Here is a 21,598-nt window from a genome sequence, read left to right on the forward strand (position 1 = left end):
GGTTTTGTTAATTGTTGGTTCGGTTTATACTCGTAAACCTAAATGTTTTCAAAATGGTTTACAAGTCGATTATGACAACGGACGATCTCGCTTTCGATCGGCGCCACATCTGGCACCCTTACACTTCAATGACTTCGCCGCTGCCGGTCTATCCGGTCGTGGCCGCCCACGGCTGTGAGCTGACCCTCGCCGACGGCGGGCAGCTGGTTGACGGCATGTCGTCCTGGTGGGCGGCTATTCACGGCTACAACCACCCGCGGCTGAACGCGGCGATGAAAGCGCAGATTGAGCAGATGTCGCACGTGATGTTCGGCGGGATCGTTCACCCTCCCGCGATCGCCCTGTGCCGTCAGCTGGTGGCGATGACGCCGGAAAGCCTTGAGTGCGTGTTCCTCGCCGATTCCGGTTCCGTCGCCGTTGAAGTAGCGATGAAAATGGCGCTGCAGTACTGGCAGGCGAAGGGCGACCCGCGCCGACGCTTTCTCACCTTCCGCAACGGCTATCATGGCGATACCTTCGGCGCGATGTCGGTCTGCGATCCGGCGAACTCAATGCACAGCCTGTGGCAGGGTTATTTGCCCGATAACCTCTTCGCCCCGGCGCCGCAAAGCCGCTTTGACGGTGAATGGGATGAGCGGGATATCGTGCCGTTCGCCCGGCTGATGGCCGCCCATCGTCATGAAATCGCCGCGGTGATCCTCGAGCCGATTGTCCAGGGGGCGGGAGGCATGCGGATGTACCATCCCGAGTGGCTCAGGCGGATCCGCAAGATGTGCGATCGGGAAGGCATTCTGCTGATTGCCGATGAGATTGCCACTGGCTTTGGCCGAACGGGTAAGCTGTTCGCCTGCGAGCACGCGGCTATCGCGGCGGATATTCTGTGCCTCGGCAAAGCGCTGACCGGCGGCACCATGACGCTCTCCGCCACCCTCACCACTCGTCAGGTGGCGGAAACCATCAGCGACGGTGAAGCCGGCTGCTTTATGCACGGCCCGACCTTTATGGGCAACCCGCTGGCCTGCGCGGCGGCGACCGAGAGCCTGCGCCTGCTGGAAAGCGGCGAATGGCAGCAGCAGGTGGCGGCCATTGAAGCGCAGCTCAACGCCGAGCTGGCGCCGGCGCGCGAATCCGCGCAGGTTGCCGATGTGCGGGTGCTGGGAGCCATTGGCGTGGTCGAGACGCATCGGCCGGTCAACATGGCCGCTCTGCAGCGCTTTTTCGTCGAGCAAGGCGTGTGGATCCGCCCGTTCGGGCGCCTTATCTACCTGATGCCGCCGTACATCATTACGCCGGCACAGCTAAGCCGCCTGACGCGGGCGGTTAACATCGCTGTTCAGGATGAAACATTTTTTAGCGAATAAGCGACGGTAAAGGCGCGCCTCACGCGCTACACTTCTTTGCTAATCAGTGAATTAATGCGAGGAGAGACGATGAAATTAATCAGTCATGATTTGCAGGATGGCGAGAAGCTGCCCAATCGTCATGTCTTCAACGGTATGGGCTACGATGGCGATAATATTTCGCCGCATCTGGCGTGGGACGATGTCCCGGCCGGAACCAAAAGCTTTGTGGTGACCTGTTTCGATCCCGATGCGCCGACCGGCTCCGGCTGGTGGCACTGGGTGGTGGCCAACCTGCCGGCCGATACCCGCGTGCTACCGCAGGGAGCGGGCTCCGGGCAGGCGGAACTGCCCGAAGAAGCGATACAGACCCGCACCGATTTTGGCCAGGCCGGGTACGGCGGCGCGGCACCGCCAAAGGGCGAGACCCATCGCTATATCTTTACCGTCCACGCGCTGGACGTCGAAAAGATTGACGTCGATGAGGGCGCAAGCGGCGCGATGGTAGGCTTTAACGTCCATTTCCACGGCCTCGGCAGCGCGTCGATTAGCGCCCTGTTTAGCTAACGATCCCGGATTACGGCGTAAACGCTTTATCCGGGCTACGAGTTCATGCAATTTGGTCGCCCGGGTAAGGCGTTAGCCGCACCCGGGAAAACCAAAACAATCACGACTCCGTCATCGCCAGCACGGCGTTTTTGCGCACCCGCGCAAACCACACCGCCGTCAGCAGTCCGAGCCACACCAGACCGGCGATCAGCGCAATCCGCGTCTCTTCCACCATTCCGAGCACCGCAATCACCAGCCCCATAAACAGCAGCGTCAGCAGCGGCGCAACCGGCCAGAACGGCACCGGGAACGCAATATTGCCGCGCTCTTCAGCGGACAGGCCGCGACGCATCGCAAAGTGGGCGAGCAGGATCATCACCCAGACCCACACCGTCGCGAAGGCCGCCAGCGAAGCGATCAGCACAAACACCTGCTCCGGCATCAGGTAGTTCAACACCACCGCCGCCAGCAGCGCCACGCCCATCACCACCACCGTCATCCACGGCACGCCGTTGCTGGCGATACGCTGGAAGCTCTTCGGCGCCAGCCCCTCTTTCGCCATACCGTACATCATGCGCCCCGCGCCGAAAATATCGCTGTTGATCGCCGAAATACTGGCGCTGATGACGATGATATTCAGAATGGTGGCCGCCGCAGGAATACCCAGACCCTCAAAAATCAGCACGAAAGGACTGCCCCGCTCGCCGAAGCTATTCCACGGGAATATCGCCATCAGAATGGCCAGGGTGCAGACATAGAACAGCACGATACGCAGCGGGATAGTGTTGATCGCCTGCGGGATCACCTTCTGCGGATTCTTCGCTTCCGCCGCGGTCACGCCGATAATCTCGACGCCGCCAAAGGCAAACATCACGATACCGAGCGAGGCAATAATCCCCTCCCAGCCGTTAGGGGCAAAGCCGCCGTGGCTCCATAGGTTCTCCAGCCCGGTTGCCGGGAAAGCATTACCGAACCCGAAGAAAATAATGCTGCCGCCCGCCACAATCATGGCGATAATCGCCACCACTTTGATCAGCGACAGCCAGAACTCCATCTCGCCAAAAACGCGCACGCTGCACAGGTTCATGGCGCCGATAAAAAAGATAATGCTTAGCACCCAAATCCAGCGCGGAACATCGGGATACCACAGTCCCATATAGATGCCGAAAGCGGTAACGTCCGCGAGGGCGACGATCACCATTTCAAAAGTGTAGGTCCAGCCGGTGATAAACCCCGCCAGCGGACCAAGATACTGGCGCGCGTAGCTGCTGAAGGAGCCGGAAACGGGGTTGCGTACCGCCATTTCCCCCAGCGCGCGCATCACGATAAACACCGCCGCGCCGCCGATCAGATAGGCCAGCAGTACCGCCGGGCCCGCGGCTTTGATCGCCGATGCCGAGCCGTAAAACAGCCCGGTACCGATGGCGGAGCCGAGGGCGATAAAACGAATGTGCCGGGCGTTCAGCCCGCGCAGCAGGTGTGGCTTGTTTTGTTGTTGCATATGCAAGTGTCCTGATAGTTTTTATACGACGACAAATATGCGTGTAGGGTGGCCGGGAAGAAGCGATCCCCCCGGCGCGGGTACAGAGAACAGCGATGATTTAGAGCACGGCGGGCAGCAGCCGCGTCAAATGACGCGCCGCCAGAAGCGCAATGGCGTTTTCGATATCCGGGGCGAAGAAACGATCCTCGGTGTAATGGGTTACCCGTTCGCGTAGCAGGTGTCGCGCCTCTTCCAGCAGCGGGCTACTGGTCAGGCCTTCGCGCATATCCAACCCCTGTACGGAAGCCAGCCACTCAACGGCCAGCACGCCGCGGGTATTTTCCGCCATCGCCCACAGGCGACGCCCGGCGGCCGGCGCCATGGAAACGTGGTCCTCCTGGTTGGCTGAGGTCGGCAGACTGTCCACGCTGTGCGGATGCGACAGCGCTTTGTTCTCGCTGGCCAGCGCCGCCGCCGTCACCTGGGCAATCATAAAGCCGGAGTTGACGCCGCCGTTTTTCACAAGGAACGGCGGCAGCTGCGACATATGGCTGTCCATCATCAGGGCGATGCGGCGCTCCGACAGCGAGCCAATTTCGGCAATCGCCAGCGCGATATTATCCGCCGCCATCGCCACCGGTTCGGCGTGGAAGTTACCGCCGGAAATCACGTCGTTCTCGCTGGCAAATACCAGCGGGTTGTCGGATACCGCGTTGGCTTCCACCAGCAGCACCTCCGCCGCCTGGCGAAGCTGGGTCAGGCAGGCCCCCATCACCTGCGGCTGACAGCGCAGAGAGTACGGATCCTGCACCTTGGTACAGTTATGATGCGACTGGGAAATGGCGCTGTCGTCGGTCAGCAGATGGCGATAGAGCGCCGCGGCGTCAATCTGCCCGCGCTGGCCGCGCGCTTCATGAATGCGCGGGTCAAACGGCCGGCGCGATCCAAGCGCCGCCTCGGTGGTTAACGCCCCGCAGACCACCGCAGAAGAGAACAGATCTTCGGCTTCGAACAGGCCGCGCAGGGCAAATGCCGTCGAGGCCTGCGTGCCGTTGAGCAGCGCCAGTCCCTCTTTCGCCGCCAGAGTAATCGGCTCCAGCCCGGCTTTACGCAGCGCTTCCGTCGCCGGCAGCCACTCCCCGCCGCGCACCCGCGCTTTCCCCTCGCCAAGCAGGGTTAAAGACATATGCGCCAGCGGCGCGAGGTCGCCGGAAGCGCCGACCGATCCCTTCGCCGGGATCCACGGCGTCACACCCGCGTTGACCAGGCCAATCAGCGCCTGGATCACGCTCAGGCGAATCCCGGAAAAGCCGCGCGACAGGCTGTTAATTTTCAGCACCATAATCAGACGCGCGAGGTCGTCATCCAGCGGTTCGCCTACTCCCGCCGCGTGCGACAGCACCAGCGAGCGCTGCAGGTTTTCCAGGTCTTCGGTAGAGATGCGGGTTTGCGCCAGCAGGCCAAAACCGGTGTTGATACCGTAGGCGGTGCGACCTTCCGCCAGAATGGCGTTAACGCAGGCGACGCTGTCATCAATCGCCGCGAACGCGCTTTCGTCGAGGGCGAGCTTTAGCGGCTGGCTGTAGACGTCGCGCAGCTGCGACAGGCTGAGTTGACCCGGAATCAGTGTTAAAGCGTTCATTTAGCGTGCCCCTGCGTTGCTGCCACCATCGGAAGATTCAAACCTTGTTCTGTCGCGCACTCAATCGCGATATCGTAACCTGCATCGGCATGACGCATCACGCCGGTCGCCGGATCGTTGTGCAGGACGCGGGCGATGCGCGCGGCCGCCTCATCAGTACCATCGCAGACGATAACCATACCGGAGTGCTGCGAAAAGCCCATCCCGACGCCGCCGCCGTGGTGCAGCGACACCCAGGTCGCACCGCTGGCGGTATTCAGTAAGGCGTTGAGCAGCGGCCAGTCGGAAACGGCGTCGGAACCATCGCGCATCGCTTCCGTTTCGCGGTTCGGGCTGGCGACGGAGCCGGAGTCAAGGTGGTCGCGGCCAATGACGATCGGCGCGGAGACTTCACCGCTGCGCACCATTTCGTTAAACGCCAGCCCCAGCTTCTGCCGCCATTCGAGACCTACCCAGCAGATACGTGCCGGCAGTCCCTGGAAACTGATACGCTCGCGGGCCATATCCAGCCAGTGGTGCAGGTGCTTATCGTCTTTAACGATCTCTTTTACTTTGGCGTCGGTTTTATAGATGTCCTGCGGGTCACCGGACAGGGCAACCCAGCGGAACGGGCCGATGCCGCGGCAAAACAGCGGGCGGATATAGGCGGGTACAAAACCGGGGAAAGCAAACGCGTTGTCAACGCCCATCTCCTGGGCCATCTGGCGAATGTTATTACCGTAGTCAAACGTCGGCACGCCCATTTCGTGGAATGCCAGCATCGCCTGCACGTGGTCGGCCATTGAGCGCTTCGCCGCCAGGATAGTGCCCTGCGGGTCTGACTCGGCTTTCGCCTGGTACTCTTCCCAGCTCCAGCCTTTCGGCAAATAGCCGTGCAGCGGGTCGTGGGCGCTGGTCTGATCGGTCACCATATCCGGGCGCACGCCGCGCTTGACCATTTCCGGCACGATGTCGGCCGCGTTTCCGCACAGGGCGATAGAGATCGCCCGGCCTTCGGCGGTGTATTTTTTGATGCGCGCCAGGGCGTCATCCAGCGACGTCGCCTGTTCGTCAACGTAGCGGGTACGCAGACGGAAATCGATACGGCTTTGCTGGCATTCAATATTCAGCGAGCAGGCGCCCGCTAAGGTCGCGGCCAGCGGCTGCGCGCCGCCCATGCCGCCCAGACCGGCGGTCAAGACCCAGCGTCCTTTCAGGCTGCCCTGGTAGTGCTGGCGGCCGGCTTCAACGAAGGTTTCATAGGTGCCCTGCACGATGCCCTGGCTGCCGATATAGATCCAGCTGCCGGCGGTCATCTGACCGTACATCGCCAACCCTTTGGCATCCAGCTCGTTAAAGTGTTCCCAGGTTGCCCAGTGCGGCACCAGGTTGGAGTTGGCGATCAGCACCCGCGGCGAATTTTCATGGGTTTTGAATACGCCCACCGGCTTACCGGACTGCACCAGCAGGGTTTCATCGCTCTCCAGGTTTTTCAGCGCCTTCACGATGGCGTCATAGCATTCCCAGTTGCGCGCCGCGCGCCCGATACCGCCGTACACCACCAGCTCATGCGGGTTTTCGGCGACATCCGGGTCAAGGTTATTCATGAGCATACGCAGCGGAGCTTCGGTCAGCCAGCTCTTCGCATTTAGCGTCGTGCCACGCGGTGCACGGACGTCCTGCTGGCGGTATTTGCTTTGCGACATCGGGGGTTTCTCCTGACAATTAACGTTGTGTACGTAGATACATATACTTGTCTATACAAGCATGCGCAAGCCAGGATTTAACACAAATGATACATTTTTGTTATATTGCGTCAGCAATCACGTTTTGCTGACGCGCAGGGAGATCAGGACGCAAAATGGCCCTGCAGACGGTAGCGGCTGCCGGGGAAAAGCAGGCGCGCGTGGGAGACGATATGGGTAGTGGACCAGGTGCGGCGGCGGATCAGCAGACAGGGGTCGTGCGGGTGAATATGCAGCAGCGCGCACTCCTCAGCCGTTGCCTGCACCGCCTCGACAATGTGCTCCCCTTCGGTCAGCGGGGCGATCAGCGACAGATAGTCGTGGGGCGTGGTGGCGGTATAGTCCTGACGCAGATAGTCCGGCACCACGGCGGCGTTGACGCAGCGGTCCTCAATCTGTACCGGGACGTCATTTTCAAAATGTACCATTAGCGAATGGAAAATCCGCGTACCGGCGGCCACGTTCAGCGCCGCGGCCTGAATCAGGTCGGCCTGCGTTTCCTCCAGCAGCAGCACTTCACAGCGGTGCTGATGGCGGCGCGAAGCAATTTCTTCGGCGATGCTGCGCACTTCAAACAGCGCCGACTGCCCTTTCGGCTCCGCGACAAACGTCCCTACCCCCTGTAATCGCACCAGCAGGCCTTCATCGGTCAGTTCACGCAGCGCCCGATTGATGGTCATGCGGCTAAAGCCAAACTGCGCCACCAGTTCCGCCTCCGAAGGAATGCGATCGTGCGGACGCCAGACGCCGCTGTGGATCTTTTCGCTGATAGCCTGCTTCACCTTTTCATAGAATGGCGCAGGCGCGGAACGAGGTTGCGGTGAGAACATGGCCGGGCTTCCTTGTGCAAATGGGCGGCGAAACGTCCAGAATATACCGAATCGCTACCGCCACCAATGGGCGATTTGCCACGCCAGGCGGGCTGCCGTGCGGGCTCCACGGCTATCAATATCGTACTGCGGATTAAACTCCACCAAATCCACCGCCTGGAGCTTACCGCTGCGGCACAGCGGCTCGACGATGCGCAGCAGCATGGCCATCGGGATGCCGAGCGCGGCAGGCGCGGAGACGGCGGGCATTTCACTGGCGGGCAGCACGTCGAGATCGATAGTCAGATACAGACGATCGTAGCGGGCGATATTTCGCGCGATCTCCGGGATCGCTCGCGCCTCGAAAGCGGTAAGCACATCGAGATCTTCAATAATCGTCACCTCGCGGCGGGCGGCCTCGTCCAGCAGCGCCTGGGTATTGGCGGCGCGGCTCACGCCGATGCAGGCGTAATGAAAAGCGCGCCGCTGCGCTTCGCAGGCCAGCGCCAGCTGACGGAACGGCGTACCGGAGCTGGCCCGGTCGGCGATACGTAAATCCAGATGCGCATCAAGATTAATAATGCCGACCTCCTCCCCCGGGAACGCGTCCAGAACCCCGGCGCCGTGGCCGAAGGCCGTCTCGTGCCCGCCGCCGAGAACCAGCGTACGCTTGCCCGCGCGTTGGCAGGCGGTTACCGCTTCGCGCAGCGCCTGCTGTGCCGCCTCCAGCGCGTCGTCCACCACATGGATAGTCCCCATATCCACGCAGCGGTCGTGTCCATCATGGCTGGCCATATTTGCCAGTGCCCGGCGCAGGGTTTCCGGCCCCATTTCAGCGCCGGTGCGCCCTTTATTGCGCCGAACCCCTTCATCACAGGCGAATCCAAGCAGGGCAATCTCGCCAGCCAGCTTCTCCGGCTCAAAACGCTCGGCCCGGACGATAGTCTGAAACAGGCGCAGCGCGTTGGCCGCCTCCGCGCTGTCGTCGCGTCCCTGCCAAAGCGCGGCGGGGGTAGGTTGCCATAGCTTCATACGATTTCTCCACGAACGACCCGCTGCCAGAGCGGACTGCGCCCGGGCTCATAAACCATCTCCACCGGATGCTCCGCATCCCAGATAGCGAAATCGGCAACAAAGCCCGGCGCCAGCTGGCCATGGCTCGCCTTGCGGCCCAGCGCCTGCGCCGCATGACGCGTCACGCCTGCCCACGCCTCCTCCGGCGTTAAGCCAAATTTCACACAGGCCATATTCATCGCCAGATGCAGGCTGGCAAAGGGGCTGGTGCCGGGATTGTAGTCCGTCGCCACCGCCATCGGGACCTGATATTCACGCAGCAGTTCAACCGGCGGCCTGCGGGTTTCGTTAAGGAAATAGAACGCGCCGGGCAGGAGCACCGCCACGGTGCCGCTGCGACTCATCGCCGACACGCCTTCTGGCGTCAGGTATTCGATATGGTCGGCGGAAAGACCGTGATAGCGGCTCACCAATTCAGCGCCGCCCAGCGAAGAGAGCTGCTCGACGTGCCCTTTTACCGGAATACCCAATGCCTGGGCCGTGCTGTAAACCCTTTCCGTTTGCGCCGGACTAAAGCCAACGTTTTCGCAGAAGGCATCAACGCTTTCAAATAGCCCCTCTTCCCACAGCGTGGGAAGAATGGTTTCACATACCAGATTAATATAACCGTCCGGGTCGCCTTTATATTCCGGCGGCGTGGCGTGGGCGGAGAGCAGCGTGGGGGAAATCTCAACGCTATGCGCCGCGGCAAGCTGTTGTACAACCCGCAGCATTTTACGTTCGTTTGCGAGATCCAGCCCGTAGCCAGACTTGATCTCGAGAGTAGTGACCCCTTCGCGCAGCAGACGAGCCAGCCGCTGTCGGGCCAGCGCCAGCAGTTCGGCTTCGCTGCTGTCGCGGGTAGCCCGCACGGTCGCGTTAATACCGCCGCCGTTGGCGCTAATGGTCTGGTAGGAGACGCCGTTGAGGCGCTGCTCCCACTCTTGCGCCCGGCTGCCGCCAAAGACCAGGTGCGTATGGCAATCTATTAGCCCCGGCGTAAGCAGTCTGCCGCCAAGGTCAATACTCTGCCCTGCGGGCGCCTGGGCTTCTGGCACAATGGCTTCGATACGTCCGTTGCGTACCAGCAGCGCATGATAATCCAGCAGCCCGTAAGGCTGAGAGGAACGAGGATCGAGCGTGGCCAGGCGGACGTTTCGCCAGATTACGCGTTCGGAAGGTAGGTGTGTCATAGCCGTCAACTTGTCATGGGTTGTATAGACATTTATTTTGATTCCGCGAAAAATGTCAACCCGACAGCGGCGAATGTTATTTATTTGTGATCAAAAGCGATCCATTCCAGCCGCTCGCTATGTAAAGGAAGCAACTTTTTTTCGCTACATCTTCCCGTTTCGCTTAAGTTGGTATAAAACAGCAGGCTTTAAAGGACTTATCCCCTTAATTTATTCTTGCCCGGAGCAATATGAACACATATTCCGTTTCCCGCCTGGCGCTGGCGCTGGCCTTTGGCGTGACATTGTCCGCCTGTAGTTCGACGCCTGCCGATCAACAACCCTCCACGCAGACTGCGCCGGGCACGGCCTCTCGTCCTGTTTTAACCGCCGATGAGGCGAAGAACTTTTTACCGGCGAGCTATTTCCAGTCTCTCGATCCGAACGCTGCTGCGTGGACGCCGTCCGCCATCAGCCTTCCGGCGCAGCCGGATTTTGTCGTTGGGACTGCGGGTACCCAAGGGGTAACCCACACCACCATTCAGGCCGCGGTGGATGCAGCGATTACCCGCCATTCTAATCGTCGCCAGTTTATCGCCATTATGCCGGGCGAATATGCCGGCACCGTATACGTGCCGGCGGCACCCGGCGCGCTGACCCTGTACGGCACCGGCGAGAAGCCGATTGACGTTAAAATCAGCGCCGCAATTGACTCAGAAATGGATCCGGTCTCCTGGCGTCACCAGGTCAACCCGGGCGGTAAATATATGCCGGGTAAACCGGCCTGGTATATGTACGACAGCTGCCAGAACAAACGTACCGCTACCGTTGGCGTGATGTGCTCAGCGGTTTTCTGGTCGCAGAACAACGATCTCCAGTTGCAGAACCTGACTATCGCCAACAACCTCGGCGACAGCGTTGACGCGGGTACCCACCAGGCCGTGGCGCTGCGTAGCGATGGCGATCGGGTGCAGATTAACCACGTGAACATCCTTGGCCGCCAGAACACCTTTTTCGTGACCAACAGCGGCGTACAAAACCGCCTGCAGGATAACCGTCAGACCCGTACGCTGGTCAGCAACAGCTATATAGAAGGCGATGTCGACATCGTTTCCGGCCGTGGGGCGGTGGTGTTCGATAATACCGACTTCCGCGTGGTCAACTCACGCACCCAGAAAGAGGGTTACGTCTTTGCTCCGGCGACCCTGAAGAGCGTGACCTACGGCTTCCTCGCAGTGAACAGCCGCTTTACCGCTTCCGGCGATAACGTCGCGCAGTTGGGTCGTTCTCTGGACGTTGACGGCAACACCAACGGGCAGGTCGTGATTCGCGATAGCGTCATTAATGAAGGCTTTAATGTTGCCAAACCGTGGGCTGATGCCGTCGGTTCAAACCGTCCGTTTAGCGGCAACACTGGTACCGCGGATGCCAAAGGCAACACGCAGCGGAACCTGAACGACACGAACTTCAACCGCATGTGGGAATACAACAACCGCGGCGTGGGAAGCTTTGTCGTCGCAGAACCGAAGCAATAACGCTCAAACCGAAAGGGGGAGCCCTTCCCCCTTTGTCTCTTTCTCTTCCCGCTGTACCCTTCCTTCTTCTTCACCACTATCCCCTCATCATGAAGGTTATTCCTGCACATACGCCGTTCTGTACAAGTTTCCTGCATTATCTTTACAATAAAATATTCATATAAAACAATAAATTAAAGAATTATTTAAAAAAAATAAACTAAATGTACAAAATTAATTCGTAAAAATTGTACATCCTGAAAATCGTGACTATAGTTATTACGTAAGTTTTAAATCCTGCATTACAGCATTCTTATGATTTAAAAAAATGCCCACCATTTCCTTGGGGATGGTGAAGAACCGTATCGCAAAGATGATGGCTAGCCACATCTTTGTTTGGTGATTAATTGCCTAATATGACTCGAGATATACTATGCAGACTAAAAACACAATTCCCGCAGAGTTTATTGCGAACTCTGCTTTGCTGAAAAATATCGAACATATGGTGCAGGCCCAGACGGAGAATGAAACCGTTAGCCACGATCGTTTAATCGTTGAAGTGCAGCATCGCCTGAATATCGAAAAAAATGAAATTCTCGCCGACTTATATATCCAAACGCTGCATATGCTTCGTGCCAAAAGTCATCATTAAGCGTGATATATGATTTGTTAAATCAAGCCTGCATTAACATTTCTGCCTCGGAGGACAAATGAACAACGACAAGCAAGGTCACTTTTTTAATCATTACGATCTTTGGATTAACAATAACCTTCTTCGTCAAGGATTACAGCTGATACTGGATTCGTTATCACCAGGCTGTTTCCATGGAAAATATGTCTTTTTCACCAGCGATAACTATTATGCGGTGCTCAATCATCATTATGATCGCAAAAGAGTTCGTTTTGTCCTGCTCACCGATGGCAATGATTTAAACTTTCTAAGCGAGCTGCCGATGTACAGAATTCCTGCACGCGCAACGCCGGCTGAGATAAAATCTTTTATTCTCCGCCCTACCTTGTTCGGCAAGAAGCCTGACAGAGAATCAGAAAATATTATTTTCACCAGCCGTGAAAAAGAAGTGATTCGTCTGATGAACAATGGCGAGGCGATGGTGAATATAGGGAAGTCCCTGAATTTACATATTAAAACAATTTATCAAATTCGCCTCACCTTAATTAAAAAACTTGGCTGCTCGGGCCGGACAGATTTTTTTAATATTAGCCGCAGCGAAACATTTAAAGCCTGGACACAGCTCAATTTCTGACAGTTACCGAACGGCCAGGCAGGTGTTGGTTCGGGAAGACAAGCGGCGGAATAACATCTCTAAAAATGTTCCGCTGCTAACCCTCTCTTACGCTTACTCTCCGTGAAACTCGATAGTGTAGCCCTGGCTTTGCCAGTGGCTCAGTAATTCTGCCTGCAAAGGGGTCAGCGCGCGGCCGGTCCAGACAAAAATATGCTGACCGGGGAATAACTCGGGGCGGGGAGAGTCAAGCGGCTCTGCCAGCACGTTGACATGCCAGGCGCGCTGCGATAAACGCCACGCTTCCAGCCACACCCGGGTACGATCTTCATTTCCCCAGCCTACCAGCAGGGTCTCTTTACCCACCTTTTTACGCGACTCCGCAAGAATAAGCGCCACGCAATCAATCAGGATACCGTCCAGCATGCTTATGATGGCCAGGGAAGTGTTCTGATCGAGATTGAGCTTGCTGCGCACCGGGATGAAAAGCTGGTCAATAAGTTTATCTACGGGATATTCATGGCTGAGTGACATGATGCGGGTACGTAATTTCGCAGGCTGTACAAGGCGCAGAAGAGACATCATTTCTTCCTGGAGCAGAACGCCTGCGTCGTGCGATTCAGGGTGCTGGCCTTCCAGTAGCGCCTTAACCTTGCCAACCGAAACCCCCCGATCGATCCAGCGTTTGATTTCCTCAATGCGCTGAACGTCCTCCTCGTCAAACTGGCGGTGTCCACACTCGCTTCTCTGCGGCTTGAGCAAACCATATCTCCGCTGCCATGCACGCAAAGTCACAGGGTTGATTCCGCAACGTTCGGCAACTTCGCCGATGCTGTAATGTGCCATTAGCGCCCTCTACCTGAAAATACTTTCCCGACTAAATTAACTAATTTAGCCGGATTGTACAATTAACTTTTCTTGTACAGTTAAAATAAACAGGTCGGACGCCAATGTACAGGTCAAAAAAGAATGATTATTTTACCCTTCGCTACGTTTTTTTTACGTAAACATGCACTCCGCCGCAGAAAAAAATTTATAGCAGCTCCCACGCTGTTTTTTTCTCAGGCCATGCTACCGCAGGAATTCCCCCCAGACACGGCCTGGCAAATAAATTTCCCTGGAAATGGATAATACCCGCGGACTCCAGCCACATCCACTCCTCCGGCTGCTCAATGCCCACCGCTGAAATGGCGATTTCCAGCGAATTACAGCATTTAATGATGGCCTGCACGATGGCCTGTTTTGGGCCGTGCTTATGAATATCCTTAACCAATTGGCGATTAATCTTAATGCGGTCCGGCTGAAACTGGGCCAACAGCAAAAGCCCGGCAAATCCGGCGCCAAAGTGATCGATCGCTACGCGAATTCCTGCGGACTTAAGCTTTCGCACGGAATCGGTGAATTCATCAATGCGGGAAATGGCTTCACTCTCGGTGAACTCGACGATAATTTGTTCTGGAATCAAACCATTGGATTCAATTTCCGCCAGCAGAAATTCGACGGCCCCGGAAATATTTACCAACGTCATCGGTAGCAGGTTAATCGACAGAGTGCGTCCATGCAGGCGCAGACGGCCCGCCATGGCAAATGCAATACGCTTGCTAAGGAGGTCCGTTGAGTACATTTCCTCTCGTGACAGCCCATCAAAATAGACTGCCGGCGATTCGCCAGAAGGGGTACGCAGCAGCGCTTCCACGGAGACGATCTCTTTCGCAAACGGGTCGATAACCGGCTGGAACGCGAAACTGCACTCGGCCCGCGCCAGCGGAGTATCAGGATACGAGGCTTCCCCTTCCGTCACAAAATCCCAGCTTTCGGCCGCAGGAATCTCGTAATAGTTCTCCTTTTCCGTTGCTTCCACGAAGGTACGGAAAAAATGGAGCGCTCTGTCGTCATAGGTGAGTTGATATTTCGTTGTGCCTTTATCCAGCACAACTTGCAGCACTTCATCGCGGTCATACTCTCGTAAATCAAAGAGTTCCATACCTATTTTGCCGAAGCGCCGCGTCGGACCATGATCCCTGAGCAGTTCAACAAGATTATGGTGCCGCGGGTCTGTGCAGATACGGCGATAAATTCCTTCAACCTTCTCTTCAGGCCCTTCTAATAATTGAAAAAAATGGGTGCCGTTAAAAAGCAAAATCCCCGACACGTCTTCCTGGCCATTTTTTACATTTGCTTCAGCAACCATGCTATCAAGCGATTTAATTGACACGTTGTCGCAGATATGGCTGCGATAAATGATGGTAGTGAGCATGAAATTTCCGACAGAAGAGATAAAACTAATGAGATATTACAGTAGCAGTTCCACTGCAATAAATCCTGTAAAACAGCCGGTCTTCCTAACAAATATTTTGCATTAACCGACTCATTTCACTGCGATTCTTGCCTGACGGCACACCTGTACAAGACGTACATCTTACGCTGGCGCACCCCTCACAACAAAAAAGATAAAAAAAACATTTAAAATCAAATTGTTATAAAAAATATTAAAAAAAATAACATTTTTTCTTCATTTTTTATGTACAAGTTAGCAATCATTGTATAACTTTAATCGCAAGTTTACTGATGATTGAACTGACAGGAGCACATATGCAGCAGAACGGTTACATTCCTGACACGGCTAACGCTATTGCCCACTACTTTAATAAAGCTTCACTGCCTTCGCAGCAGGAAACGTTAGGGCAGATAGTGATGGATATCCTCAATGAAGGACGGAACCTTAATCGCAAATCCCTGTGTACAAAACTGTTGGCTCGCCTCGAAGTCGCTTCTGGGTTTGAAGAAGAGATCCATTATCAAACGCTGATCGGCCTCCTGTTCGAGAACCAGTGATAAAAGTTCCTCCGGCTATCTGGTGATTTGAGTCGTTACTGAATGAGGAAATATAAGGGATGGGCCAGAATCTGACACCGATTACCGGCTTGCGACTAAATTCCCAGTCATGGAGATGACGATGATCAGAGATACAGTTATGAACAACGATGATTATGATCCATTAACAGATTTACTGATTGGAGAAGCGGTCTTATCCCTACTCAAAAGTAAGGGACCTATAAGTCAACAAGCGCTGATCGATAAACTCCAGGCCATGCAGGCGGGAGAAGTCGATACAAAGCGGCGGAACACCCTTGGGCATATTATCGAGGAAATCAGTAATAGGGTATCTCGCCGTGGTAAGAAAATAACTCTGGGTACTTCAGACGCTAAAAATAATTGGGCAGAACAAACGACTTTATTAGGTTCTCCCTCGCAGCCTGGTACAAATAAAATTCACTGACCCTTCGCGGTCAATCGTTTAACTAACACAGTAGAGAATATGATGAGACAAACTATACATCAACAACCGGATATTTACGCTGGCCTGAACGATAACGCACTCTCTGAATATTTCCGCAATGCAGGCGATAGGCTGATTGATGAATCCGCGGTTATGTCGCTGGCTATTAGCAGTATTCTTGAGTCTGAGGGACATCTCAGCAACAAGGCAATTATTCTTTGGTTGATTACCGCTCTCGAGACCACTAGCGACGTGGTAACCGCGGACGTCATTCGCAAAACGCTGGAAATCGTCGTAAGCTATACAATGGATGATATCTAATTTATTAACCGCTCCGCATTAAACAGGGAAGTCGCATATCGCGAATCGAAGGATTATTTTTTACCAAAGCGGTGGGTATATGTTAAATCCTCGCGCGGTGTCATTTTTTTAAAACTCGCCACCTGACATCAGATGAATTATCTGGATGGGGCGAGTTTTAAATCAACATAAGTATGCTAGCCCGGTAATCAACGTTATTCATTCCGTGGAAAAGACCGCCGATATCACTGCGCTACAGCACCCCGGCCAGGCGGCGAACGCCGTCGAGCAGCACCTCTGGCGGATGGTTGGCAAAACCGAATAAAACCCCCTCGCGCGACATCGGCCGCTGGCAATATCGCGCAAAAGTCTGCACGCCTAAGCCGATCTGGCGCGCCTTAGCGACGACCTCTTTTGCTTTCAGACCATCTGCTAACCAGCAGACGATATGCACTCCCGAATCCGTTGGATGCACCCGCATACGCCCGGCAAAATAGCGTTCAATCGCCGCCTCCAGCGCGCTTTTTCGCTCAAAACAGGCTTTACGGATACGACGAACATGGCTGGCATAGTGTCCCTCGTGGATAAAACGCGCCAGAACGGCCTGTTCCAGATATCCGCTACAGAGATCGGTGTAATATTTCGTTATGGCGAACTGTTCGCGCAAATGCTCAGGGACCACTAAAAAACCCAGACGAAACTCGGGGTACATCATCTTAGAAAAGGTGCCGGAATAGATAACCCTCTGATGTTTATCTAACCCTTGCAATGCCTGTAAAGAGCGGGCGGCATAGCGGAATTCGCTGTTGTAATCATCTTCAAATATCCAGGCCCGATTGGCTTGCGCCCATTCCAGCAAAGCAAGCCTTCTTGGCAGGCTAAGGGTTCCACTGAGCGGGAATTGATGCGACGGCGCGGTATAGACCAGCTTAGCTTGCGGGTAATGGCGTATTCCATCCTGAATATCCATGCCTTCACCGTCAACGCGAACGGGCCGGACCATCGCTCCCCGGGCGGCGAATGCGCCGCGCGCGCCGTTATAGCCGGGATCATCGAGCCAGACTTCATCGCCCTTTTCCAGTAAAACCTGAGCGGCAATGGCCAGCGCCTGTTGAATACCATTGACAATAATAACCCGATCTTCATGGCAATTTACGCCGCGCGTGGCCTGAATATAGTGGCTAATCGCCTGTCGTAAAGGTAGATATCCATAAGCCGTGGCGTGCGCCCCCAACTCACGGCGCGATTGCCGCCAGACGCGCCCCAGCAGCCGCCCCCATAACGCATGCGGGAAGAGATCGGTACAGCCGATACCGACGGCAAAAACCTGACGCATTTCACCACTCCCTTCTCTTTCAGACCATGATGGCAACAATGCGGCAACGTCAGGATTAAGCGGGCCAACGGCGGCCATTGCCGTTTCCGGCTGTGGCGACGATTCATACTCGCTAATGACGCTATCCGGAATATGCTCGCAAACAAAGGTGCCCGCCCCCTTGCGCGTGACCAGATAGCCCTCATCCACCAGGCGGTCAAAACCGGCAATAACCGAGTTTCGCGAGATCGCCATCATCTCAGCCAGCGCCCGGCTGGAGGGGATCTTTGAACCCGCCGTTAAGCGCCCATCCAGAATCGCGTTACGCAGGGCGTGATACAGCTGATCTTTGATAACGCCGCGCGGGAGCAACAATTCCTGAAACAGCGGTGCAATAGGTTTTGGCATAGCGGTAATGGCGATCGGTAAGCTAAAAGTGGATCCTATGAATATACATAAAGTGTCACTTTTTAGGAACCATAAGAGCGCCTACCATAGCGGCATGTAAAGACCATCCCGGTTTATAAAAGTAAGGAACCGCCATGAATAGCCAAAATAGCGACATTAATCACGGGCAAATCACCCTCCTCCCCGCAGCTGATAACGACTTTGCCCAGTGGCTGCCGCTGTGGAAAAGCTACCAGACGTTTTATCGCGTCGACATTCCGGAGGAGGTGACGCGCCTAACCTGGAGTCGGTTTTTAAATCCGGTCGAACCGATGTTTTGCGCCGTAGCAAAACGTGAGGGGAAGATAGTTGGATTCGTTCATTATCTCTTCCACCGCTCCACCTGGGCCGAAAGCGACTATTGCTATCTGGAAGATTTATTCGTTGATCCGGACGTCCGGGGTCAGCATATCGGTAAACAATTAATTGAGTATGTTCAACGGCAGGCGCGAAAACGCCACTCCGCCAGCCTGTACTGGCATACGCATGAGACCAACCTTCGGGGCCAGCGTCTGTATAACTGGGTTGCGGAAAAAAGCGGCATGATTGAGTATCGTATGCGGGTGAAGTAGCCCTTTCGTCAGGCGTAAAAAAACCTCGCCGCGGCGAGGTTTTTGTCAAACACGCCGGCTTAGTAAGCGTTTACCACCACCCACATTGGGCCCTGGCCTACGGCATAGCGCCCTTTTTCCTGGAGCAGCCCCTGCTCGCCTTCGATTTCATACACCGCGATATGATGGGACTTCTGACCGGCAGCGATCAGATATTTGCCGCTATGATCGAGGTTAAAGCCGCGCGGCTGGGTCTCGGTATTCTGATAACCTTCGATGGACAGCACGCTGCCGTCTTCCGAGACGCTGAAGATGGTGATAATGCTGGCGGTACGATCGCAGGCGTAGAGGTGACGGCCATCCGGGGTCAGATGGATATCCGCCGCCCAGCGCACGCCGGCAAAATCAGGCGGCATGATGTCCAGGGTCTGCACGCACTCGATTTTGCCGTGCGGATCTTTCAGCTCCCAGACGTCAACGGAGCTATTCAGTTCGTTTATGCAGTAGCCGTATTGCTGATTCGGATGGAACACCATATGACGCGGGCCTGCGCCTTCAACGGTGGTCACTTCAGCCGGCTCCTGCTCTGCGAGGAAACCGTCGTCGCTCAGGGTAAACAGGCAGATACGATCCTGCTTCAGCGCCGGTACCCATAGGGTGCGATTATTCGGAGAGATATTTGCCGAGTGGCAGCCTTCCAGACCTTCAACCACCGCCACCGCTTCTCGCGGCAGGCCGTCCACCAGCGGCGTAACGCTCACGCAGCCCGCGTTATAGGAAGCGCTGAACACAAAACGCCCCTGATGATCGGTAGAAATATGCGTTGGGCTACCCGGCAGCGGAGCTTCGCCAGCGAAAGTCAGGGCGCCATTATCGGGCGCAATGCGGTAGGCCAGTACGCGAAACTCCGGACGCACGCCGACGTAGAGAAACTCTTTGTTCGGGCTCACCACCATCGGCTGTACCTGGCCCGGGGCATCAACAACCTGCACCAGGGTCAGTTTCCCCTCAAGATCCAGATCCCAGACGTGAATCTGCTGGCTTTCCGGGCTGGCGGTATAAACGGTTTGTTTCATGAATACTCCTTCCTCACTGCACGTGGAAATTTCATTTTTCAGATGAATGACACCCTGAAAAATACAATATGCATACACCATGCTATTCAGGTTGCCTCCTCGCAGCCTGAAAGATCAAGTGTATCGGCTCTTTAGCGGTAGATGCTGAAAAGTTTGCCCGAATGGCGCAGCGGTGTACCATCATAGCCTGCTAACTTTTCATCATTAACCGGAAACAACACATGACCTCACGCGTGATTGCCCTGGACTTAGACGGCACCCTACTCACCGGCAAAAAAACCATTCTCCCCGCCTCACTCGACGCGCTGGCACGCGCCAAAGACGCGGGATATCAAATCATCGTCGTCACCGGTCGACATCACGTCGCTATCCATCCTTTTTATCAGGCGCTGGCTCTGGATACACCTGCAATTTGCTGTAATGGCACTTATTTGTATGATTATCATGCAAAAAAGGTTCTGGAGTCCGATCCTATGCCGGTTGACAAAGCCTTGAGCCTGACGGAAATGCTGAACGAGCACGCGATTCACGGCCTGATGTACGTCGATGACGCCATGCTTTATGAGCAGCCGACCGGGCACGTGATTCGCACCGCCAACTGGGCGCAGTCGCTGCCCGTCGAGCAGCGTCCGGTGTTCACTCAGGTCGATTCTCTGGCGCAGGCGGCCCGTGAAGTCAAGGCCGTGTGGAAATTCGCCCTGACTGATGAAGACACCGCAAAACTGCAGCGCTTTGCCCAACATGTTGGCCAGACGCTGGGTCTGGAGTGCGAATGGTCGTGGCACGATCAGGTGGATATTGCCCGGGAAGGCAATAGCAAAGGTAAACGCCTGGCCCAGTGGGTCGCGTCGCAGGGGCTGTCGATGCAGGATGTTATCGCTTTCGGCGACAACTATAACGACCTCAGTATGCTGGAAGCCGCCGGTATCGGCGTGGCGATGGGCAACGCGGTGGAGGACGTCAAAGCGCGCGCCAACGTCGTGATCGGCGAAAACGAGACCACCAGCATCGCCGACTACATCTATCGCCACCTGTTGTAATCAGGCGGCTATCGACACGCTTTTTATCTGCGCATACAGCCGCTGGCCTGGGACAACCCCCAGCTCATCGCGAGCCCAGGGGCTGATGCGCGCCCATAGCGTACGGCCGCTAATCTCCAGCCTGACCTCAACCTGGCCATGGCTTTCAATACACTGCATGACCTGCGCGGGCAAAATGTTACGGATACTGGTTTGCTGAGCGGGCTGCAGCACCAAAGAAACGTCCGAGGCCTGAATGCGGATCCGCGCGCTTTCGCCCTGCGGCCTGTCGAGCCGGTTGACCCATATCTGCCGATCGCCCAGCGCCAGCGCGGTCATGGCATACCGCGGATGCTGAGCGGCGACGGTTACGTTCAGGATAGTGCTTTGCTGATCCTGGGGAAGCCAGGGATGCATTACGCTGCTGCTCCACACCTCTTCCAGGCAACCAAAGGCTTTGACTTTCCCCGCTTCCAGCACCAGGACGTTATCCGCCAAATGCTGAATCTCATCCAGAGAGTGGCTGACGTACAGCATCGGGATATTGATTTCGCGCGCCAGACGCTGCAGATAGGGCAATAGTTCACGCTTGCGCGGGATATCCAGCGACGCCAGCGGCTCATCCAGAAGCAGCAGTTCCGGGGCGGTAAGCAGCGCCCGGCCAATCGCCACCCGCTGTTTTTCTCCGCCGGAGAGACCGCCAGGCAGGCGGTCAAGCAGCGGCGCAATGCCGAGCAGCGCCACCAGCTTGTCAAACTGCGCCGCCATATTCTTCGCCATGCCATATTGCAGATTGCCGCGCACCTTATAATGCGGGAACAGGCGAGCGTCCTGAAAAACGTAGCCAATGCGGCGTTTTTCCGGCGCCAGGCAGATACGTTTTTCAACATCATTGAGCACTCTGCCGTTAAGAACGATGCGCCCCTGCTGCGGGCGCGTCAGGCCGCTAATGGCGTTAATCAGCGAGGTTTTACCCGCGCCTGAAACGCCGAAAACCGCGGTGATGCCGCTGGCGGGAAGCGTCTCGCGAATTTGCAGGCGGTGGGTGCCCAACGTCTGGCTAAAATCGAGTTCGAGCAT

At 56.0% G+C, this 21,598-nt stretch carries 21 protein-coding genes; 10 read left to right on the forward strand and 11 right to left on the reverse strand.

The window, feature by feature from the left end; all coding sequences use genetic code 11:
• Window positions 1-71 precede the first annotated feature (71 nt).
• Both bioA and EGY08_RS06200 read left to right on the forward strand, forming a co-directional pair.
• The gene (bioA, locus tag EGY08_RS06195; protein WP_049113319.1) at window positions 72-1,361 is read left to right on the forward strand and encodes an adenosylmethionine--8-amino-7-oxononanoate transaminase; all 1,290 of its coding nucleotides are present in this window, start codon (window positions 72-74) and stop codon (window positions 1,359-1,361) included.
• Window positions 1,362-1,430: 69 nt separating this feature from the next.
• Window positions 1,431-1,907, forward strand: a complete 477-nt coding sequence (locus EGY08_RS06200) for a kinase inhibitor (RefSeq protein ID WP_049113315.1) — start codon at window positions 1,431-1,433, stop codon at window positions 1,905-1,907.
• A 100-nt stretch (window positions 1,908-2,007) separates the two neighbouring features.
• Here the strand turns inward: EGY08_RS06200 and EGY08_RS06205 are convergent, their stop codons facing one another.
• The 6 genes from EGY08_RS06205 to hutI form a co-directional block, all read right to left on the reverse strand.
• Complete coding sequence (locus EGY08_RS06205) at window positions 2,008-3,390, reverse strand: amino acid permease (RefSeq protein WP_004130642.1); 1,383 nt, start codon at window positions 3,388-3,390, stop codon at window positions 2,008-2,010.
• A 100-nt stretch (window positions 3,391-3,490) separates the two neighbouring features.
• Window positions 3,491-5,014 (reverse strand): histidine ammonia-lyase, encoded by a 1,524-nt coding sequence (gene hutH / locus EGY08_RS06210; RefSeq protein ID WP_004130641.1) that lies wholly within the window; start codon window positions 5,012-5,014, stop codon window positions 3,491-3,493.
• Window positions 5,011-6,699 (reverse strand): urocanate hydratase, encoded by a 1,689-nt coding sequence (gene hutU / locus EGY08_RS31035; protein WP_004130640.1) that lies wholly within the window; start codon window positions 6,697-6,699, stop codon window positions 5,011-5,013. Before hutU ends, hutH begins: the two co-directional genes overlap by 4 nt.
• A gap of 143 nt (window positions 6,700-6,842) precedes the next feature.
• On the reverse strand, window positions 6,843-7,568 hold the full coding sequence (locus EGY08_RS06220) for a histidine utilization repressor (RefSeq protein ID WP_004130638.1): 726 nt from the start codon (window positions 7,566-7,568) through the stop codon (window positions 6,843-6,845).
• Between the two features lie 54 nt (window positions 7,569-7,622).
• Complete coding sequence (hutG, locus tag EGY08_RS06225; RefSeq protein ID WP_004130636.1) at window positions 7,623-8,579, reverse strand: formimidoylglutamase; 957 nt, start codon at window positions 8,577-8,579, stop codon at window positions 7,623-7,625.
• On the reverse strand, window positions 8,576-9,793 hold the full coding sequence (gene hutI / locus EGY08_RS06230) for an imidazolonepropionase (RefSeq protein WP_123828330.1): 1,218 nt from the start codon (window positions 9,791-9,793) through the stop codon (window positions 8,576-8,578). Before hutI ends, hutG begins: the two co-directional genes overlap by 4 nt.
• A gap of 230 nt (window positions 9,794-10,023) precedes the next feature.
• On the opposite strand from hutI, the gene EGY08_RS06235 reads away from it, so the two are divergent.
• The 3 genes from EGY08_RS06235 (at window position 10,024) to EGY08_RS06245 (ending at window position 12,551) form a co-directional block, all read left to right on the forward strand.
• On the forward strand, window positions 10,024-11,307 hold the full coding sequence (locus tag EGY08_RS06235) for a putative acyl-CoA thioester hydrolase (protein ID WP_049123128.1): 1,284 nt from the start codon (window positions 10,024-10,026) through the stop codon (window positions 11,305-11,307).
• A 412-nt stretch (window positions 11,308-11,719) separates the two neighbouring features.
• The gene (locus EGY08_RS06240) at window positions 11,720-11,938 is read left to right on the forward strand and encodes a hypothetical protein (protein WP_004130630.1); all 219 of its coding nucleotides are present in this window, start codon (window positions 11,720-11,722) and stop codon (window positions 11,936-11,938) included.
• 58 nt (window positions 11,939-11,996) lie between these two features.
• Complete coding sequence (locus EGY08_RS06245) at window positions 11,997-12,551, forward strand: LuxR C-terminal-related transcriptional regulator (protein ID WP_004130629.1); 555 nt, start codon at window positions 11,997-11,999, stop codon at window positions 12,549-12,551.
• Window positions 12,552-12,644: 93 nt separating this feature from the next.
• Here the strand turns inward: EGY08_RS06245 and EGY08_RS06250 are convergent, their stop codons facing one another.
• Window positions 12,645-13,376 (reverse strand): MerR family transcriptional regulator, encoded by a 732-nt coding sequence (locus tag EGY08_RS06250; protein WP_123828331.1) that lies wholly within the window; start codon window positions 13,374-13,376, stop codon window positions 12,645-12,647.
• A 187-nt stretch (window positions 13,377-13,563) separates the two neighbouring features.
• Window positions 13,564-14,787, reverse strand: coding sequence for a diguanylate phosphodiesterase (locus tag EGY08_RS06255; RefSeq protein ID WP_004130625.1), 1,224 nt, complete (start codon window positions 14,785-14,787; stop codon window positions 13,564-13,566).
• A 335-nt stretch (window positions 14,788-15,122) separates the two neighbouring features.
• Between EGY08_RS06255 and ycgZ the strand changes: the two genes are divergently transcribed.
• From ycgZ to EGY08_RS06270, 3 genes are all read left to right on the forward strand, one after another.
• Complete coding sequence (gene ycgZ / locus EGY08_RS06260) at window positions 15,123-15,365, forward strand: regulatory protein YcgZ (RefSeq protein WP_004130623.1); 243 nt, start codon at window positions 15,123-15,125, stop codon at window positions 15,363-15,365.
• 121 nt (window positions 15,366-15,486) lie between these two features.
• On the forward strand, window positions 15,487-15,810 hold the full coding sequence (locus EGY08_RS06265) for a hypothetical protein (protein WP_117076007.1): 324 nt from the start codon (window positions 15,487-15,489) through the stop codon (window positions 15,808-15,810).
• Window positions 15,811-15,864: 54 nt separating this feature from the next.
• A complete protein-coding gene (locus tag EGY08_RS06270) occupies window positions 15,865-16,131 on the forward strand; it encodes a biofilm development regulator YmgB/AriR family protein (protein WP_032742286.1) in 267 nt (88 codons plus the stop codon).
• Between the two features lie 232 nt (window positions 16,132-16,363).
• Here EGY08_RS06270 and EGY08_RS06275 read toward each other — a convergent pair whose 3' ends face one another.
• The gene (locus tag EGY08_RS06275; protein WP_004130620.1) at window positions 16,364-17,833 is read right to left on the reverse strand and encodes a PLP-dependent aminotransferase family protein; all 1,470 of its coding nucleotides are present in this window, start codon (window positions 17,831-17,833) and stop codon (window positions 16,364-16,366) included.
• A 134-nt stretch (window positions 17,834-17,967) separates the two neighbouring features.
• Here EGY08_RS06275 and EGY08_RS06280 point away from each other — a divergent pair, with 134 nt between their 5' ends.
• The gene (locus EGY08_RS06280; protein ID WP_004130619.1) at window positions 17,968-18,444 is read left to right on the forward strand and encodes a GNAT family N-acetyltransferase; all 477 of its coding nucleotides are present in this window, start codon (window positions 17,968-17,970) and stop codon (window positions 18,442-18,444) included.
• 59 nt (window positions 18,445-18,503) lie between these two features.
• On the opposite strand, the gene pgl is transcribed toward EGY08_RS06280, so the two are convergent.
• The gene (gene pgl / locus EGY08_RS06285; RefSeq protein ID WP_004130618.1) at window positions 18,504-19,499 is read right to left on the reverse strand and encodes a 6-phosphogluconolactonase; all 996 of its coding nucleotides are present in this window, start codon (window positions 19,497-19,499) and stop codon (window positions 18,504-18,506) included.
• Window positions 19,500-19,720: 221 nt separating this feature from the next.
• On the opposite strand from pgl, the gene EGY08_RS06290 reads away from it, so the two are divergent.
• A complete protein-coding gene (locus EGY08_RS06290; RefSeq protein ID WP_004130617.1) occupies window positions 19,721-20,539 on the forward strand; it encodes a pyridoxal phosphatase in 819 nt (272 codons plus the stop codon).
• Here EGY08_RS06290 and modC read toward each other — a convergent pair whose 3' ends face one another.
• Window positions 20,540-21,598 (reverse strand): molybdenum ABC transporter ATP-binding protein ModC, encoded by a 1,059-nt coding sequence (modC, locus tag EGY08_RS06295; RefSeq protein ID WP_049115998.1) that lies wholly within the window; start codon window positions 21,596-21,598, stop codon window positions 20,540-20,542.

The sequence above is a fragment of the Klebsiella sp. FDAARGOS_511 genome (assembly GCF_003812845.1).
Lineage (GTDB): Bacteria > Pseudomonadota > Gammaproteobacteria > Enterobacterales > Enterobacteriaceae > Klebsiella > Klebsiella grimontii.